An 18,256-nucleotide genomic window follows, 5' to 3' on the forward strand; every position below is an offset into this window, starting at 1 on the left:
CCTTTTTCTTCAATGATGGTGACCGCTACTTCCACCAGCTGGTTTTGCTCCACCTTGTAAAATCTTCAAATCTTCTTTCGATAACTTACCGACGATGAACTGTTGCGTTGGCATGATCATATCTCCGTTGCTGCTCGCATGTGCTTTGACATAATACAAGCCGGATTTTGGTAGCGCCTTCGCAATCGTATAGACACCTGGCTTCGTCTCCTCTGCCGGTTCCATACTATAGCGCACTGTTCCGTCCGCTTTCCAGATTTCAAAGTGGACATAATCGACTTTTTGAACCGGTTTGGCTTCACGCCAGACCGTTGCTTCAAACGTCTGCTTTTTCTTTGCGTCCGGTTGTACGTCTTTTGGGACATTCATTTTGATCGATAGCGGCTTAGCTACGGCATACTGTTCTGCCGCATCGGAATCGACCGCACAGCCGGCAAGGCTCGTCGTCGTGACGAGCAGTCCGACGAGCACGAGTGTTTGCATCGATTTACGCATTGAAGAACCTCCTTACACTCGGAATACGACGAATGACGAGGAAATCGAGTAACCAGACGACGAGCAACGAGAGTCCAACAAGTGGGAAGACGATCCCAAGTACGACGAGTACCGCAAGGAATCCTTTTAACATGAATGCTTTCGGACCTTTTGGCGCCCCCATTCCCTTACTTGGTTTCCGCTTCAGCCAGAGATAGAAACCACTGATGGCCACGAGAATGATTCCAAGACAAATCAAGAGACTGATCAATTGGTTGAACCAGCCGAATTCCGTTCCTTTGTGGAGCGTGATTCCGGTCGCAACGATTTTCCCGACGACACCATAGTTGTCATAACGGTAGTCGGCGAGCACGGCACCGGAATATTGATTGAGATGAATCGTTGCTTCATCCTGTGCTTTCGCTGGATACGCAGACAGTGTATAGACTCCACTCGGATCACTCGGGATGCTGATTTTAAAGCTTGGATCCATCCCTTGTTGTTTACCGATCGCAACGATATCATCGATCGAAGCCGGAACAGCACCTTCGACTTTTGATTGCGGCACATCAAGTGTTTCGGCAGCCCACGGGACTTCTGCGATATCCTTCGTTTGAAGTGTTGACGTCGGTGCATCGCCACCCCAGATCGACGGTGGATAGCCCAGCCCTTGGTTCGTGACGAGTGACTGGAAGTTCGCTCCCCAGAAACCAGACCACGGAAGACCGGTTAAGATGAGGAACAGCATCCCTGCTGTGATCCAGAATGCTGGAACAGCGTGGAGATCACGACGGAATAATTTCTTGCCTTGACGAAGACGCGGGAACAAGACGCCTGACAGTCCCTTTTGCTTACGCGGAAACCATAGGAACAGTCCCGTCACGATCAAGACGATTGCCCAACAGGCAACGAGTTCAACGATCCGGTCGCCGGTCGTTCCTGCCATCAGTTCTCCGTGAATCTCTTCGATTTTATTCATGATCCGGTCATCGTCTGATAACGTTCCGATGATCTTACCGGAATACGGATTGACGAAGACCGTCGCCGACATGTCTGATGATGAGACCTTCACTTCACTGGATCGATCGTCGGATTCACCCGGTCGGTACGACGTGACAAGTGCATCGGGATATTTCGCTTTGACGCGATCAATCTGTTCCGTCGCAGTGATACGATCTGCTTGTGGTGTAACTTCATAATACGATTGATACAGGACGTTTTCGATTTGTGGCTTAAAAAGATAAATGGATCCTGTCACAGCAAGCATGACTAGGAACGGCGCAAAAATAATACCAGCATAAAAGTGCCACCGCCAAATCGTCCGGTAAGCAGAAGAAGTCGGTGCTTTTTTGACCGTCTCTTCCGTCTGCATGAGATTCATATGTATCCTCCTCTGGCAATAAATATGTCCACTCTGTGAACATCTCCTAGTATAAGCGTTTACAATTCAATTTCAGCCACTTGCTTGTGACGATAAATTGCCAATATGGTGTGTAAATCACGTAGCTTTTAAGAAGTGAAAAACGTCTTTTTTTGACAATGATTTCACTTTTCTTGTAGATTACTTCTTATTTCAAAAAACTATTCTTATTCATAAAACCAAACTTCATCTAAAAAAGCGAATCCTGATCTGGATTCGCTTGCTCGTGTGATGTTTTTATATTGAAGAACTTTCCTCGACGGATTCCTTTTGACGCCGATGATGCACGATACCGATGACGGCAATCCCGATCACGATGATCATGACAGAGCCGACAATCCCTGGATTCACCTGGAGCCAGTTCCACAGTTCCGACCACGTCACGGCTTCTCCGATCCGGACGATCAAAAAAGTCCAGAGTCCTGTATACACGCCTGCTGCTAAGAATGTCATCACTAAATAACGCGGTAACGGATAACCGAGGAGTCCAGCGACATAATGAATCGGATGTCTGACGCCGGGTAAGAAGAACGATAGTCCGATCGCCCATAACCCGCGTCGTTCTATGATCGTTTCTGCTCGTTCTAAGAAACGTGACTTCATCCAGCGTTTGACGAGCGGAATCTCACGGAAGAACCGAGCAAGTAGATAAAACCACGTAAAAGCGATGAAGAAGACCGGCCATGCGGTCAACCAGATGACGACCGGGTACATCCCCTCTCGTAATCGAAGTGCTGCAAAACTCATCATCAAGACATCGTCCGACAATGGGGTGAACATGATTCCGCCAGCTAGGCGGACGAGTGCCATGATATCCATCACGTATCCCTTCTTTCTGTTTCTCTCTATATTCAGTATCCCCGATTTTTCTGAAGTTGAGCCCTATCCATTTCTTAAGTTCTTCTTTAGTTATACTTTTCCAATCAAAAGAGATCATCATCGATGATTTAAAGTCACTTAGACCGGAGGACATGTATACGCAATCGTTTAATAAAACATTCTTTTCCCACATCGATAAAAAGGGTTTCATCCGTCCGTTCGAGAAGGGGTACAACGTACATCTGAACGCTCATCTGATAGGAGGAATTTCCATGTTACATCGCCGGAAGACCTATACGATTCGTCCCGAACGCCTAGAAGAATTCACTGAGTTTTTCCATACCTATTTGTACCCGCTCCAAGTCAGCCATGGTGCCCGTCTTGTTGGTCGCTGGGTGACCGAGGCGGAAGATGAAGTCATCGCTATCTGGGAATACCGCGACCGTGAACATTACGAACAAGTCGATCGTGATGTCCGCAACAGTGCCTTACGTCGCGAAGCGATGAAGAAGCGCGCGCGCCTCGGCAAAAACCTCTATATCAAATCCTATGAAGATTTCATGACAGCGACCGGTACGTATGCTCCCCCTCGCGCGATCGTCAGCGTGACCGCGTATATCACGAACGATGCCGGTGAAGTCCTCCTCGTCCGCAACCTACACCGGGGTGATACGTATGAGATGCCGGGTGGACAAGTCGAAAATCACGAGTCGATTCTTGACGCCATCAAACGGGAAGTCAAAGAAGAAACTGGTGTTGATGTCACGATCGATGGCATCACCGGTATCTATCAAAATGTCTCAAGTCATGTCCTGTGCGTCTGCTTCCGCGGAAAAGCGGTCGGTGGTGAACTCGCGACCCAAGAAGGCGAAACAACAGATGTCGGATTCTTCCCGCTGACACGCGACTCGCTGAGTGAGTATATCAAACGGGAGCACTTCCAGTTGCGGACGCTTGATGCGATGGATCCGCACTACTTCCCGCATGCCTTGTATAAAGTCAGACCGTATGAACTGATCAGCCGGTATGACGGCAACGCAACGTCGTCTTCACGATAAAACAAAAAATCCCCTTGCAGATTTTTCTCTGCAAAGGGATTTTTTCAGTTATGTTGTCAATCGAGCAGTGATTCCAGCATCATCGGTGACATAGACAGCATCTGCTTGATCCGTAACGGTATAAGCAGAAGACTTCAACGTCTCGATTGCTGCTCGGAGCGTCGCTTGATCCGGATAACGCAGCGTCCAGTAGACAAGTCCGACCGCATCTTCCGGATTCGTCGGTGCGTCAACTCCCGACCAGACGTTCAGACCGATGTGATGATGGTAACCGCCAGCAGCGACAAACAACGCACGCATTCGCGAAGCGTCAGCCGCAACCTCAAAGCCAAGCGTATCGACATAAAATGTCCGCGCTGCTTCGAGTGTCTTGACGTGGAAATGGACATGTCCCATGACGGTCTCGGCCGGCATACCATACCAGTCTTCTTCTCCAGCTTCGACGAGCATACTTTGCCAATCGACAGGATCGGTCGTCATCTTGACATCTCCATTTGCTTCATACGTCCATGTCTCACGTGGACGATCGGCATAAATCTCGATCCCGTTCCCATCCGGATCTGATAGATAAAAGGCTTCACTGACAAGATGGTCACCTTGACCAATCTCAATCCCTTGTTCGATCAAATTGCGGATGACGAAACCGAGTTCTTTTCGGTTCGGTAGCAAAATCGCAAAATGGTATAACCCGGCAACCGAGTTCGGTGGGAAACGGCGGGCATTCGGATGAACTTCGAGCTCAACGAGTGGTGTACCTTGTGCGCCAAGAACCGTTAGCTGATCCGTTTGTGTCAGTATACGTAATCCGAGGGATGCTGTATAAAATGAAACGGAACGGTCAAGATCGGTGACGCGTAAACGAACGGGACCGAGTGTAATCTGTGGGTGAATCGACATGTTGTTTCCTCCTTCAATGAAATAGCTTGTACCTCTATTATTACGCGGAAGTGATGGAAGCGGAAGTAGGCACGAATAAGTGGTATAGTATCCTAAACGATACCATGAAGGAGGAAGACCGATGGAAGAGACACCAAGCTGTCGAGTCGAGACAGCACTCGAAATCTTGACCGGAAAATGGAAGCCGTCGATTTTACTCGTCTTGATCACACATGGAACGCTCCGCTTCAGTGAATTGAAACGCCAATTGCCGAACATTACGCAAAAAATGCTGACGGCTCAACTGCGTGAACTTGAACTGAACGATATCGTCCATCGCGAGATTTATCAGGAAGTTCCCCCCCGCGTCGAGTACTCACTGACGGACTATGGACGGACACTGATTCCTGTTCTTGACGCGATCAATGCATGGGGTGAACAACATGTCATTCATCTTGAACAGAAAGAAAAACTCGCTTCTGTTTCCCAATGAGGAATCCATTTCGATGTGATTTCTCATTTTTTATGGAATAAACTGTCTATTATCACGTATACTGACGTAATAGACTTCTGTTTTTGGAAAGGAATGAGTTCCTATGCATCAACTTCATGCGATCGAGCAACTGGTTGCTCGACTCAAACAAGATCCTGCAGTCGAAGCCATCTTCTTGAAAGGATCCTTCGGACGGGGAGAAGAAGATGTTCACTCAGACATCGATTTGTACTGTCTCGTCTCAGAAGAACGTCAAACAAAATTCTTATCACGTCGTTTGTCCCATCTTTCTGCTTATCGTTCAATCATCTGGAAAGATGAGATCGACATCATCGCCCCACAAATGATCGTCGTCTATGATGATCTCCTACATATCGATTTATTTACGGTGACGCTTGACTCACTAAACCACAAGGATCAATTGCGTGTCTTATACGATCCACAAGAACAGTTGACAGACTTTACTAATACATGTGACTTAACGCTTTCTGCTCAAGAAGCGACTGACGAAGCAATCGATGCTGTCTGGTTCTTGTTTCAATACAAAAAAGCAGCAGCTCGCGGAAATGACTTATGGGCAGTCGAGATGCTCCGTAGCGCCTTGATCAAGTTCGCAAAAGTCTTACTCCATCATCATGTTCCGGAACGAGCGCAACTCGGATTAAAGACGATTCCGACGACATTACCAGACCATCCACGCCTTGCTCTTGAAGCAATCTACGACGTCCTGACACCCGCAACGCACGCTGAAGCGGCTCAACGTTATCTAGCGTGTCTAGAGACTGAACGGAACGCGCTCGACCAGACGCTTGCCTCTCATCCGGAGACGCTCGCTTTACTCGATCGATTAACGCCTGAACTCTCGATCCAACAATCAGGACGGTAACAAGAAAGGAGTAGTGGATAATTCCGCTACTCCTTTCTATGCTCGCTCATTAACGTGTCAATTGAATCTCTTTTGATTGTCCACCTGCCCAGCCAAAGCCAGATGAGACCTCAAGCTTCGGATTTTTCACCTGTTTCGGTAATTCGAAGACGATGTTGCCGGTTTTCTCGATATTCGGGTTGATCGTTTCTAAGAAGAAGCCCGTCCCGTCTTCATTCGCATAAAGATCGAGCTCCGTATCGGCTGAGTATTCTGTATCGCCGACATTGACTTTAAACATGTTGCTGTCGACGAATCGCTCTTCCTTATCTCCGTTTAGAATCGTCAGACCGATGACTAAAAATTGTCCTGATGTTTTCTTTTCGCCGAGAACGTTCGACAACGTATCGACCATCTTGACGTCGTTGACGACGTACGTTAGTTTGCCGACCTTTACCTGATCATTCACACCGTACGTTTTCTTGACCGGCTTCGCAACTGCTTTTGCTTTCACTGGTTTTGCTTCTGATTTGACTGCTTCTTGTTCGACTTCTACTTTTTTCTCCGGTGCTGCTTGTTCTTCGTCATCTCCTAGATTTCCGAGAATAACTGCTCCGATCACGATGATTCCTGCCCACTTCAATCCTTTTTTCATGTTACTTCCTCCTTTTAATTTGGCTGACTCACGTCTGATAGCCCTAGTATAGAAAGAAGCAACCCCTTATCCTTTACACTTTTTTAACCAGGTTATTTTTTGTTTAAAGTCCGATAAAAAGATTGACAAAAATAAAAGAGAACGCTAATTTCAGCGTCCTCCTCTCCTTATTCTCCTTTGACCCGGATGACGATTTTTCCTTTTGCGTGCCCTTCTTCGCCATAATCATGTGCTTCCTTGATTTGATCCAGATCAAAAATCCGATCAACGACAGGTTGTAGCTCACCACGTTCGACGGCTTTAGCGATATGTCGCAAACGTTCACCGGTCGGTTGCATGAAGACATACGCAGATCGTGCATTATGTTGCTTCGCTTGCTCTTCATCCGGTGGTGTGGAAATCGAGACGAGCATTCCGTTCGGCTTCAGCATCTGATACAGCTCCCCTTGCTTGTCGCCACCCATCGTATCGAATACAAAATCGATATCCCGAACACGATCCGCCGGATTTTCTTGTTTGTAGTCGATGACTTCATCGGCTCCAAGCGCTTTTACCCAGTCGACGTTTTTCGTACTTGTTGACGTGATAACGTACAAACCGTTTGCTTTTGCGAGTTGAATCGCAACCGTTCCGACGCCCCCTGATCCGGCACCAATAAAGATCCGGTCACCTGGCTTCGCATCCATCACTTCGAACATGACTTGCCATGCTGTATGCGAAACGAGTGGAAGAGACGCTGCTTCAGCAAAACTAAGCGATTCTGGTTTTTTGACGACGAGGTGCGCATCGACTGCAACATACTCTGCATATGTTCCTTGACGAGCAATTTCCGGGCGACTGAAAACGGCGTCCCCGACTTGAAGATCCGAGACATTCGCTCCGACTTCCTGAATCACACCGGCAACGTCCCACCCGATGACGAGCGGCATTTCGTAGCTCAACATTTGACGCAAATATCCTTCGCGTAGTTTCCAATCGACCGGATTCACACTGGCGGCATAGACTTCGATTAAAACATCATCCGGCCCGATGACCGGCTTTTCCAGTTCCCCAACCTTAAATTGTTCCGATCCACCATACTGTTCAATGTAAGCTGCCTTCATCCGTTGACTCCTCCTTCAATATTCGTTCCCTATCTTCTTCCCCGTCCGTCCTACCGACAAACAGTCTGAAGATACACGACAGCTCCCCATCAATCGATGAGGAGCTGTTTCGTTAAGCATTCGTTTGTTGAAGGGTTGATGCTGTCTCATTCAAGGCGTGAATCGCCTGCTGCAGTTCCATGACCTGGCCAACTTGATGACGCGTCAAACCGGATAATGACTCACTTTGTGAAAGCAAGGCATTCATGAACGTGTCGAGTTGACCGGTTGCTGTCGTGATAGCAGTAAGACTACTCGTCATCGTCGCGAACTGGGTCTGCGCCGACTGGATCGAACCGACGACTTCCGTTGCATCCATCTCAATCGTCTGTAGCGCTAACTGACTCTCGGCCATTCGCTCTTCCTGCTCACGTAGTAATGTCGTACTGGCATGAATGGAGTTCCCCGTTTGCGTAACGTCCTGATCAACACGTTCGATGATCGCATTGATTTCCTTCGACGCTTCTGCCGTCTGTGCTGATAGATTACGAATTTCTTGCGCAACGACCGTAAAGCCTTTTCCGAACTCACCCGCACGAGCTGCTTCGATCGACGCGTTAAGACTAAGCAGGTTCGTTTGTGCCGCAATCGCATTAATGCTCGACGTGATGGCGACGATTTCCTGAAAACGTCCGGCGAGTTGTCCGAACGACGTGACCGACTCATCCATGCTCGTCGTCAATTGTTGTAAGGATTGTCCGGCAAGACCAATTGTCTGCCTACTCTTTTCGGCTGTCGTTCGCGAGGACGAACTTCGCTCGAGTGCGTGGTCGACAGAAACGGTCACATCCTCCATCCGATTGACTTGCTGGTCGTTCAATTGGCGAATTTCACGAATCGCTTGAACGCTTCCTGCTGCATCATGTGCCAGCTGTTGCATCGCCAGATCAACCTGACTGAAGGAATCCTTCGCCGCGTCGACCGTTTCACTCATCTCTTCCGTGAACGTCGTTACTTCCGTTGCGGTTGCTGCCGTTTGTTCGAGAGCAATTTGCGACGTTGCCGCGTAGGCTTCCGACCGTTCTTGTTCTTGGCGGACGGCTAACATGACGTTCCGTCCAAAGACAGCGACAAAAACAGCCGCTGAGAAAATCATCAAATAGATGACATAGGCGACAATCAAGTCGAATGTATTCGTAAAGACAATCGTTCCCAGCATTGTGAATACTGCCATCTCAACGAGTCCAAAGATTCCGGCGAGAATGACCAAGCGCGGAATCAAATAAACGATTGAAATCGTCAAGTAGAGATAGACGATCGTCCAAATACTCGGCGAAGGCAACGTCATCAAGACCAGAGCGAGGACGAAATACGTTAACGTCACTTGGACGTACTTCCCGCTCGGACGATGTCCAAGTAGACGGTTGCCCACAAGCAACGCGACCGTCAAGATCAAACCACCGACTAAAAACTGATAAAACACACTGATCGGGACGTAATTCATTTGCGCAAATAAGAAAATCAATGGATGCGCGATCGTAATTAACGTTGCAATCAGGCGGGACAAAATCTTTGTACTTTGTTGCTCGAGGGCAGATACCATCTTGTTCAAACTCCTTCACCTTATTAAAGTCATACAGTTGTTCATCGGCAGAAAGAATTCAATCGTTAAGTCCCTCGAGTGACTTTTTTTCTTGACGCTTTCTTGAGAGCGGGAGTACGGTTAACGTAGACTTTTTTCAGAAAAGAGGATTCATATGCTGTATGTACTCGTTGGTTTCGCGGGGGTACTGGGTGCCTCTGCGCGTTATGGGCTCGGACTGCTGATTAGTGACTTGACGACTGGTCCTTTCCCGTGGCCAACGCTTGTCATCAACTTGATCGGGAGTTTTCTTCTCGGCTATGCGACACACTTTTTATTTCGAACGAAACTCTTACATCAATATGCGATCACAGCCATCGGCACGGGTTTCATCGGCTCATTTACGACGTTTTCGACATTCAGCGTCGAGACCGTGACCTTACTCAACGAACGTCATTTAGCGGACGCGTTCCTCTATGTACTCGTCAGCCTATTCGGCGGTCTATTCCTGTCTTATGTCGGTTACGCGCTCGGAACACGACGACTGCGTCACGTGACGAAAGGACGTGAGTGAATGACGCTACTCGCTCTTGCCATCGGTGCTTTTTGTGGTGCCATCAGTCGTTTTGCCGTCAGTCAATGGATGAAGACGTTTTGGAAACGCGAATTTCCACTGGCGACGTTCCTGATTAACGTACTCGGTTCATTTTTACTTGGACTCGTCATCGGGGCGCATCTCGATACGACATGGACGTTACTCTTAGGTACCGGCTTCCTCGGATCATTTACGACATTCTCAACGTTTAAAATCGAGACATTGCAGCTATTTCAGGACGGAAATCGTAAAGTGCTCACCCTCTATCTCATCTTGAGCTACGGTTTCGGAATTCTTGCAGCTTTCCTTGGAATCACACTTACAGCTTGAACGAAACAAGAGGCGACGGAAAAATCCGTCGCCTCTTGTCGTATCCGTTTTAGTTTAATCATTCATCCAGAATAGACCAACCGTCTCTGCTCCGGCATGCGTCCCGATCGCTGGTCCGAACGTGCCTTCGAGAATCGTCAAATCCGGGAACTTCGCTGCGACTTGTTGCCGCAGTTCCGCTGCCATTTCCGGTGCCATCGTCGTCGCGACATAAATCCGGTTCTTGTAGAACGTGTGCTGACGCATCGATTCGTCGATTTGTTTGACCATCTCGATGTAAGCTTTCTTTAAAGAACGTGCTTTTTTGAATGGCACGATTTTTCCGGCTTCATCCGTCGTGATGATCGGTTTGATGCTAAGCAAGTTCGCAAGGAACAGATCTCCTGATGAGACACGTCCACCCCGGCGCATCGTCTCCATATTACCGACGATCATATAGAAATGGGTCTTTTTCGTCAACGCTTGTAAGGTTGCGACGATTTCCTCGACGGATTTCCCCTGTGCCTCGAGCTCCATCCCGTAACGAATGAATTCCTGCTGGTTCTCAAACGCCGTATGAGAATCGATGATGTGAACGGGGAAGCTGGCTGCTTCCGCTGCTGATGCTGAACTTTGGACGGTACTCGATAATCCATTCGTACAGTGCACGGCAATCGCACAGTCATAGCCTTCTTCTTTCAAGCGTTCGTATGTTCCGACGAACTCTCCAAAAATTGGTTGTGATGTTTTGGCAATCAGCTTTTTGTCCGCATCTAGGGCACGGAACAGTCGTTCGACCGTGATCGCATTCTCTTGATACGCCGTATCACCGAGTAAGATTTGAATCGGTACGACATTGACGCCGATCGCTTCTGCCTCTTCCTTCGTGAAATAGGCCATACTATCGGTCACCCATGCTATTTTAGTCATTTTCCTTAGCCTCCGTTAGATTCTTCTCGCTTTATCCTACCATATACAGAAGTGGAAATCGCAAGAAACGTCATGACATCATCTGAAAATGAAACGATGTGCGCTTATGATAGTGTTTGCCGGCATGTAAGACGACGGAAGGAAAATTCGGTTGGTTGATCGCATCCGGCAACCCTTGTGTCTCAAAACAGATGCCAAGGTATGGCGTTGCTCGTCTTCCACAAATCGTAAACTCGCCTGACAAGTGATTAGCGGTGTAAACGACAACTCCCGGTTGATCCGTCACGACGCGCAAACGTCTACCACTGATTGGTTCGTCGAGAACGATTTCCCCACCCTCTCTAAGCAAAAAGGGGTGATCGACACCACTACCTGCTTGACGCAACTCTTCGTCTGGTGCGTGTGTCACTTCATGTAGCGGACGAGCTTCCGAAAAATCAAAGACGGTGTCTGTTACCGGGAGAATGTCACCGGTCGGTACCGCATCTTTTGTCAACGGAACATAAAAAGGTGCATCCATTCGTAACAGATGCTGTTCGATCGTCGTTTTTGCTTCACCCGTCAAGTTAAAGTACGTATGATTCGTCGGACTGAATGGTGTCGAAGCTGTCGTCTCCGCTTCATAATGAATATGCAGGACGTTCTCATCCGTCCATTCGAACGTCAGCGTGAACGACAAGTGACCCGGATAGCCGTTCTCACCACTCGGACTATCTAAACGTAGAACAAGTTTGTCGTCGTTGATTTCGTGTGCGAACATCCGGTTCGCCCAATTTTCGCTTCCTCCATGGAGGTGATGCTCACCCTCATTTTGCTCAAGAACGTACGTCATCCCTTCCAACGCGAACGCGCCATTCGCAATTCTTCCGCCGACGCGTCCGATCGTGGCGCCTAAGTGATGTGGATCATCCTGATATTCTGATAGGTCGTCAAACGCGAGTACGACATTCTCGATCATTCCATGCTGATCCGGAACCCGGATGGCAAGAATTTTTGCGCCTCGGTTCAAGATATCGATACTATGCCCATGCACATTCTGTAACGTGAATCGTAACAAGGACTGATCACCTAGTTGTCCCACTTCTGTTGTCGTAATCATCATCTGCTTCCTCCTGTACGATACATTTTCCTGTTTTCGTATTTACCCTCGGAACGAGACAAAAAAACAACAATGGCAAAAGACCATTGTTGTTACAGAGACGGAAGTGGTAATCGCACTTCGATCCGAGTCCCTTGATGGATGATCGAGTGGACGTGTAATGTTGCAGTCGGACCGTATATCACGTCTAATGCGCGTCGAATCAGGAACAGGTTCGAATCCCCCGCTTCCTGTTGATCCAGTTGTTGCATCACAGCAAGCGGCATCCCCTGTCCGTTATCTGTGACTTCGATGACCCAGTCTGTCGTCGCCTTGAAGGCACGAACATCAATCCGGTGATGTCGTCCTGCCTTTACGAACGCATGACGCAGTGCATTATCGACGAGCTGCGTCACAAGGAATGGAAAGACAAAGTATTCTTCAACAGCGGTCTCGATATCAAGATCGACCGTGATATCAGCGGAGGTCAGTTGATTCGGGCGACGTCGTGTTCCTTCTAGTGATAAATAGGCCTTCAGGGTCGCCAGTTCCTCACGGAGTGGATGTTCATCATGCCGCGTCGCTGCCGTCAACAGTTGAAGTAGCGCATTCAGTTGATGTTTCACAGGAGTTCCTGGATCAGCTGTCCGCTGGACTTCTTCGATGATGCCTTTCAGATAGCTGACATGTAACATCGGTTTCATCTTTCTTCCGCTTAACCGGAGCAACTGATCTTCTCGATGCATATGCAGCTCTCGTGCTAATAAACGGACGAGTTGTTCCGTCATCCGCTCGACGGTGTCGTCAAATAAGTCTTTCGAAAAGTAACAGATGACACCTGCCTTTTGACCGTTAATGCGCATCGGATGAAAACTGAGAATTTGTCCCGTCTGCTCGTCTTCCTGTCGGACGGGTTCTTCTGCTTCGATCCATCGTTGTTCCTCACGTCTTGGTTGCTCGCCGCAGACTGCTGGTTGCTGGTCCGTCATATCGATGACGACCTCTGTCGCCCCGAGCACGACGATCCGTTGCATCTTCGTTTCCTTCAATAATGTCGCTCCGATCTGCCGCGCGACTTCCGAAGTCAATCCCTGCTTTCGTAAGGGTTGTAACGCTTGCAGTAGACGATCGGAACGCTCAGTCTGGCGGACGAAAAGATCGCCTTCGAGTCGAAGTTGTGTTCGTAAGATTATGATAAACAGTACGACCCCACACATGTTTGCGAACAGTAACGGAAAAGCAGCACGACTCATCAAACCCAGTGCTTCTGCTGTATCAGGTGCAAGTAATAATGTAATCCCACTTTCGAACAATAATGCCGTCAATACGATACCAATCGGTGGAACGAGCGCATAACCATCATGCAAACGCCAGCGTTTTCGATACCAGCCACTCGCAAGTCCAGCGAGCATTGCGATGATCCAACCGGCTTCTGCCCCTAACGAACCGAGTACGTAGCGGTGTAGACCAACCAAACATCCCGTGATGCCGCCGATCACTGGTCCCCCAATCAATCCGCTCGTCACGATGACAGCGAGTCGGGTATCGAGCAACAGGGCATCCTTCTCGACAGCTAATCCAAGTAACGGATCAATCGTCGTATCTTGCGAAAGTTCAATTCCTGCGTAGTTCATCAAAATACCGGATGACACGAATGCAAAGAGCAGTGGAAGATTCATTCCGCGGTCCATCTTGAATATGTATCGGGAAATGCGCCACTGGGACAATAAAAAGGCTAACAGTGCTAACATACCTAAACGACTCAGTAAGAATGGAATCTGCTCGAGCACGGAATACCTCCTCGTTTCATAGGACGCGATTTAACAATAAAGTCGTATTAGATTACATTCCCGCTCCTCTCTGCATTCTCCTATCATGACGGCTGAAAGTTCGCACAATCCGTCCATTCTTGATTTTTTGACTGATGCGATGAAAAAAAAGCCGGTTCCTCCATGAGGAACCGACCATTTTATGCTTCTGCTTGTTCAGCTGGATGCAACCAAATCTTGACGCGGTTGATTTGATAGTTTTCCATCTCCATCACTTCGACGGAGAAGTCTGGTGTGTCGATATGCTCACCTGGCTGAAGATCGATGTTGTGCATCTGAATCCAGCCACCGATCGTATCGACATCTTCGACATTCGTAAAGCGAATGTTGAAACGTTCTTCCAGGTCAGCGAGCAAGACTGTACCGTCGAGCAAGAACTCGTCCGATTTGACCTGTTCGATTTCCTCGACTTCATCTGCGTCGAATTCATCACGGATTTCACCGACGATTTCTTCGAGTAAGTCTTCCATCGAGACGAGGCCTGCCGTTCCACCGTATTCGTCGACGACGAGAACGAGATGGGTCCGGGTCCGTTTCATCTTGCGAAGTGTCTCTTGAAGCGACGTCACTTCCGAAACAACCGGTAAATCCTTGATATAATGCGTTACCGGATGCTCATTCCCGTTCGCATAATCCGTCAAGACTTCCTTGACGTTGACGTATCCGAGAATCCGGTCTTTATCGTTTTCTTCTGTGACCGGGTAACGCGTGTACGGATTATCCATGAAGATTTCCATCAGTTCATCTTTCGTCAAACGTTCCGAGATCGTCTCCATCCGCATCCGCGGCACCATCAAATCTTTGACGATGTGCTCATCAAACGCAAAGACGTTTTGCATGAGGGCAAGTTCCGTTTGGTTGATTTCACCACTTTGGAAACTTTGCGCCATGATGATTTTCAATTCATCTTCCGAGTGGGCTTGTTCGTGCCCTGCTGGTTTGACACCGAACAGACCGAGGAATAAGCGCGCTGAACCGTTGAGTAACCAAATGAATGGGTACATGATTTTACCGAACACATAAAGTGGACGGGCGAACAACAATGTCATGCGTTCTGCATACTGAATCGCAAGCGTCTTCGGAGCGAGTTCACCGATGACGACGTGTAAGAACGTTACGGATACGAATGCGATACCGAACGACAAGAGTGTCGAAACAGCAGCAGAGATTCCGAAGTCGTCGAAAACAGGATGCAAGATCTTTTCAACGGTTGGTTCACCAAGTGCCCCAAGACCAAGTGCCGTGACCGTGATACCAAGCTGACAGGCAGACAAGTAGTAGTCGAGATCGCCCGCGATTTTTTTCGCAAGGACGGCACTTTTGTTCCCTTCTTGAATCATTTGATCCAAACGCGACATCCGAACCTTAACGACAGCAAATTCCGATCCGACGAAAAACGCCGTCAACGCAATCAACAAGACCACTAAAAATAAATTGATGAATAATATAGTATCCAAAATCCCCTAAACAGGGGTCACCTCCATTGTTTTGTATTAAAGCTGTGCAATCAAGGAAGCAATCAATGTCAGACGCCGGGACAGTTCTAAGCGGATCGCTTGTTTTTCGACGTCCGTCGAATGTAACAAACGCTGCTCGAGTCCTTCAACCGTCGCCTGAAGTTGTTTCACTTCCTGATAAATCGTCTCCCCTGTTTTTTGTTCCCGTTCCGTAAAAGAAGCAAGAATCTCTTGCAGGGAAAGCCGTTGAGACTTCAAATATTCAATCTTTTCGATTTGATGAATGACCGATTCGTCATACAGACGGTAGCCAGACGCAGTACGCTCTGGTGTTAACAGACCGAGTGATGTGTAATAATCGATCGTTCGTTTTGATAAGCCGGTGGTCTCCGCGACCTGACCGATTCGAAGTAACGCCTTCCCAAAAGATTCTCACCTCCTTTCTATAGCTAGTTCTTTTATCTTATCATGTCAAAACCATACAGTAAAACGTCGCGCTTTTTCAGAGAAAAAAACGACTACTCCCGTTCGCACGAGAATAATCGTTTCATCTCACTTTTTCATACGGTTGCGACAGGTTCTTCGACTGGTACACCGACGATCGACCGTTCCAGTAATTCAACGACATCGTACGTAGCAACCGCCTCGTCGACTTCCTTCGCCTTCGTGCCGTCACTGAGCATCGTCAGACAGTACGGACATGCTGACCCAATGACAGACGGTTGGACCGTCAACAATTGTTCCGTCCGTGCGACGTTGACGCGTGCGCCGACTTTTTCTTCTTGCCACATCATGCCGCCACCAGCACCGCAACACATCCCTTTTTCCCGGTTGCGTTCCGTCTCGACGAGCGTGATGCCTGGAATCTTCTCGAGAATATAACGTGGTGCGTCGTAAATATCATTGTAACGACCAAGATAACACGAATCGTGATAGACGACACGCTCCTTGACTTCATGGAGCGGTGTGATCCGTTTTTCGTCAATCAGTCGTGCGAGCAATTCCGTATGGTGATAGACTTCAACGTCCGGACTCAGTCCGAAGTCTGGATACTCGTTTTTAAATGTATTGTAGGCATGCGGATCAATCGTGACGATCTTTTTGACACCATATTTCTCAAATGATTTGATGTTGGCTTCTGCGAGTTCCTGGAACAAGACTTCGTTCCCGATCCGGCGCGGTGTATCCCCTGAGTTTTTCTCATCGTTTCCGAGAATCGCAAACGAGATGTCTGCCTCATTTAGAATACGTGCAAACGCCATCGCGATTTTTTGACTTCGGTTATCGTACGATCCCATCGCACCAACCCAGAACAGGTACTCGAAGTCTTCGCCCGCTTTTTTCTTCTCCTTTGCTGTCGGAACGACGAGTTCATCCCGGTTTTTCCGCCAGTTTTCGCGTTCTTTCCGGTTCATCCCCCATGGATTACCTTGACGTTCGATGTTTGCCATCGTCCGTTGCATCTCCGGATCCATCTTGCCTTCCATCATGACGAGATGACGACGGAGGTCGATGATCTTATCGACATGTTCGTTCATGACCGGACACTGATCTTCACAGTTCCGACACGTCGTACACGCCCAGATCTCTTCTTCCGTAATGACGTTCCCAATCAATGAATCCGGAACGATATCCATCTGTCCGGCTGCTGCCAGTGAAGCGATTTGGTTTCCTTGCGATCCTTCGAACGCAAAGGCAGGTGCCCATGGCGAGCGCTGTGTGATGGCTGCCGTTTTCATGTTGAGATGGTCCCGTAATTTAACGATCAAATCCATCGGCGACAACATCTTCCCCGTTCCACTCGCCGGACACATATTCGTACAGCGTCCACACTCGACGCAGGCATATAGATCAACGAGCTGTTTCTGATTGAAATCTTCGATTCGGTTGACCCCGAAGCTAAATTCCGCTTCGTCGTCTTCTGCCTCTTCCATGACCGATAGATCGATCGGTGCCAAACGCCCGACTTTCGACGTTCGACCGAGCCAGACGTTTGCTGTACCGGCAATCAAGTGTGCATGTTTACCTTGCGGGATGTAAACCATGAAGCTAAGTAAGAACAGTAAGTGCACCCACCAGAAGAAAACGAATAATCCAAACGCAACCGATTCCGGTACCCAACTGAATAAGAACGCGATGCTTGAAGCAACCGGTTCACCGAGCGTCGAATGATTCTCATAGACAAGGAAGAATCCGTTTCCGAACAGGACGGCGACCATCAAACCACCGATGAAGATCAACGCAAGACCTGCCATGAAGTTTCGTTTCAAACGAACGAGTTTTTCGACGTACCGGCGATAAAATCCCCAAACGACGGCAATCAAGATGACGAGCATGACGATTTCTTGGAAGAATGTAAAAATCGGATAAAGCGGACCGAGTGGGACGTGCGGGAAACGCTGACCGACGGCGAGTCCTTTCCAGATAAAATCGATCGCTCCGAATTGAACGAGTAAGAAGCCATAGAACATCATGACGTGGATAGCGCCACTTTTCTTATCCTTTAATAATTTCTTTTGACCGAAGACGTTGACTAAGACTGCGTCCAATCGTTCTTTGTTCGTCAGTGTCCATTCCGCCTTTTTCCCCCGTTTAATGGCGGCATAACGACTTTTGATGAGTGACGTGAACAGATAGCCCGCATAGCCGATAACGAGTAGGAAGGCAATCCAGTTAATGAGTAAAAACGTATTCATGTTCGAACAAACCCCTTTCCCCCTAAAGCAGTTGTGTT

Annotated in this window: 18 protein-coding genes; 5 read left to right on the plus strand and 13 right to left on the minus strand. The window is 48.3% G+C overall.

The features are described from left to right. Positions 1–9: 9 nt before the first annotated feature. From KNQ14_RS14475 to KNQ14_RS14485, 3 genes are all read right to left on the minus strand, one after another. On the minus strand, positions 10–495 hold the full coding sequence (locus tag KNQ14_RS14475; protein WP_214861503.1) for a FixH family protein: 486 nt from the start codon (positions 493–495) through the stop codon (positions 10–12). Continuing rightward, positions 488–1,855, minus strand: coding sequence for a PepSY-associated TM helix domain-containing protein (locus KNQ14_RS14480; RefSeq protein WP_214861504.1), 1,368 nt, complete (start codon positions 1,853–1,855; stop codon positions 488–490). The genes KNQ14_RS14475 and KNQ14_RS14480 overlap by 8 nt, the downstream gene beginning before the upstream one ends. A 276-nt stretch (positions 1,856–2,131) precedes the next feature. Then, positions 2,132–2,713 carry a DedA family protein gene (locus tag KNQ14_RS14485; RefSeq protein ID WP_133208270.1) on the minus strand — a complete coding sequence of 194 codons (582 nt, stop codon included), beginning with the start codon at positions 2,711–2,713 and terminating at the stop codon, positions 2,132–2,134. Positions 2,714–2,985: 272 nt separating this feature from the next. On the opposite strand from KNQ14_RS14485, the gene KNQ14_RS14490 reads away from it, so the two are divergent. Further along, positions 2,986–3,771 (plus strand): NUDIX domain-containing protein, encoded by a 786-nt coding sequence (locus tag KNQ14_RS14490; RefSeq protein ID WP_023466838.1) that lies wholly within the window; start codon positions 2,986–2,988, stop codon positions 3,769–3,771. A 48-nt stretch (positions 3,772–3,819) separates the two neighbouring features. Here the strand turns inward: KNQ14_RS14490 and KNQ14_RS14495 are convergent, their stop codons facing one another. Continuing rightward, positions 3,820–4,668, minus strand: coding sequence for a VOC family protein (locus KNQ14_RS14495; RefSeq protein WP_035411267.1), 849 nt, complete (start codon positions 4,666–4,668; stop codon positions 3,820–3,822). 121 nt (positions 4,669–4,789) lie between these two features. Here KNQ14_RS14495 and KNQ14_RS14500 point away from each other — a divergent pair, with 121 nt between their 5' ends. Both KNQ14_RS14500 and KNQ14_RS14505 read left to right on the plus strand, forming a co-directional pair. After that, complete coding sequence (locus KNQ14_RS14500) at positions 4,790–5,140, plus strand: winged helix-turn-helix transcriptional regulator (protein ID WP_214861506.1); 351 nt, start codon at positions 4,790–4,792, stop codon at positions 5,138–5,140. A gap of 103 nt (positions 5,141–5,243) precedes the next feature. Beyond that, complete coding sequence (locus tag KNQ14_RS14505) at positions 5,244–6,026, plus strand: nucleotidyltransferase domain-containing protein (RefSeq protein ID WP_214861509.1); 783 nt, start codon at positions 5,244–5,246, stop codon at positions 6,024–6,026. 49 nt (positions 6,027–6,075) lie between these two features. Here the strand turns inward: KNQ14_RS14505 and KNQ14_RS14510 are convergent, their stop codons facing one another. The 3 genes from KNQ14_RS14510 to KNQ14_RS14520 all read right to left on the minus strand — a co-directional run bounded on the left by KNQ14_RS14510 (position 6,076) and on the right by KNQ14_RS14520 (position 9,345). Then, positions 6,076–6,660 (minus strand): DUF4352 domain-containing protein, encoded by a 585-nt coding sequence (locus KNQ14_RS14510; protein WP_214861511.1) that lies wholly within the window; start codon positions 6,658–6,660, stop codon positions 6,076–6,078. Between the two features lie 167 nt (positions 6,661–6,827). After that, positions 6,828–7,763: an NADP-dependent oxidoreductase gene (locus tag KNQ14_RS14515; protein ID WP_214861513.1), complete on the minus strand. Its 936-nt coding sequence runs from the start codon at positions 7,761–7,763 to the stop codon at positions 6,828–6,830. A gap of 112 nt (positions 7,764–7,875) precedes the next feature. Next, a complete protein-coding gene (locus KNQ14_RS14520; protein WP_214861515.1) occupies positions 7,876–9,345 on the minus strand; it encodes a methyl-accepting chemotaxis protein in 1,470 nt (489 codons plus the stop codon). Positions 9,346–9,499: 154 nt separating this feature from the next. Between KNQ14_RS14520 and crcB (KNQ14_RS14525) the strand changes: the two genes are divergently transcribed. Together crcB (KNQ14_RS14525) and crcB (KNQ14_RS14530) are read left to right on the plus strand one after the other, a co-directional pair. Then, positions 9,500–9,898 carry a fluoride efflux transporter CrcB gene (gene crcB / locus KNQ14_RS14525; RefSeq protein ID WP_064300527.1) on the plus strand — a complete coding sequence of 133 codons (399 nt, stop codon included), beginning with the start codon at positions 9,500–9,502 and terminating at the stop codon, positions 9,896–9,898. After that, positions 9,899–10,249: a fluoride efflux transporter CrcB gene (crcB, locus tag KNQ14_RS14530; RefSeq protein WP_214724891.1), complete on the plus strand. Its 351-nt coding sequence runs from the start codon at positions 9,899–9,901 to the stop codon at positions 10,247–10,249. 54 nt (positions 10,250–10,303) lie between these two features. Here crcB (KNQ14_RS14530) and KNQ14_RS14535 read toward each other — a convergent pair whose 3' ends face one another. The 6 genes from KNQ14_RS14535 to KNQ14_RS14560 form a co-directional block, all read right to left on the minus strand. Further along, positions 10,304–11,158 (minus strand): DegV family protein, encoded by an 855-nt coding sequence (locus KNQ14_RS14535; protein ID WP_214861517.1) that lies wholly within the window; start codon positions 11,156–11,158, stop codon positions 10,304–10,306. 70 nt (positions 11,159–11,228) lie between these two features. Further along, on the minus strand, positions 11,229–12,260 hold the full coding sequence (locus tag KNQ14_RS14540; protein WP_251138418.1) for an aldose epimerase family protein: 1,032 nt from the start codon (positions 12,258–12,260) through the stop codon (positions 11,229–11,231). A gap of 89 nt (positions 12,261–12,349) precedes the next feature. Continuing rightward, positions 12,350–14,026 carry a LytS/YhcK type 5TM receptor domain-containing protein gene (locus tag KNQ14_RS14545; RefSeq protein WP_214861519.1) on the minus strand — a complete coding sequence of 559 codons (1,677 nt, stop codon included), beginning with the start codon at positions 14,024–14,026 and terminating at the stop codon, positions 12,350–12,352. A 179-nt stretch (positions 14,027–14,205) separates the two neighbouring features. Continuing rightward, positions 14,206–15,522, minus strand: a complete 1,317-nt coding sequence (locus tag KNQ14_RS14550; RefSeq protein WP_023466825.1) for a hemolysin family protein — start codon at positions 15,520–15,522, stop codon at positions 14,206–14,208. 36 nt (positions 15,523–15,558) lie between these two features. Then, on the minus strand, positions 15,559–15,927 hold the full coding sequence (locus tag KNQ14_RS16875) for a MerR family transcriptional regulator (protein ID WP_035399153.1): 369 nt from the start codon (positions 15,925–15,927) through the stop codon (positions 15,559–15,561). Between the two features lie 155 nt (positions 15,928–16,082). After that, on the minus strand, positions 16,083–18,218 hold the full coding sequence (locus tag KNQ14_RS14560) for a (Fe-S)-binding protein (protein ID WP_214861521.1): 2,136 nt from the start codon (positions 18,216–18,218) through the stop codon (positions 16,083–16,085). Positions 18,219–18,256 lie beyond the last annotated feature (38 nt).

The organism is Exiguobacterium sp. s161 (genome assembly GCF_018619045.1).
GTDB classification, from domain to species: Bacteria; Bacillota; Bacilli; order Exiguobacteriales; family Exiguobacteriaceae; genus Exiguobacterium_A; species Exiguobacterium_A indicum.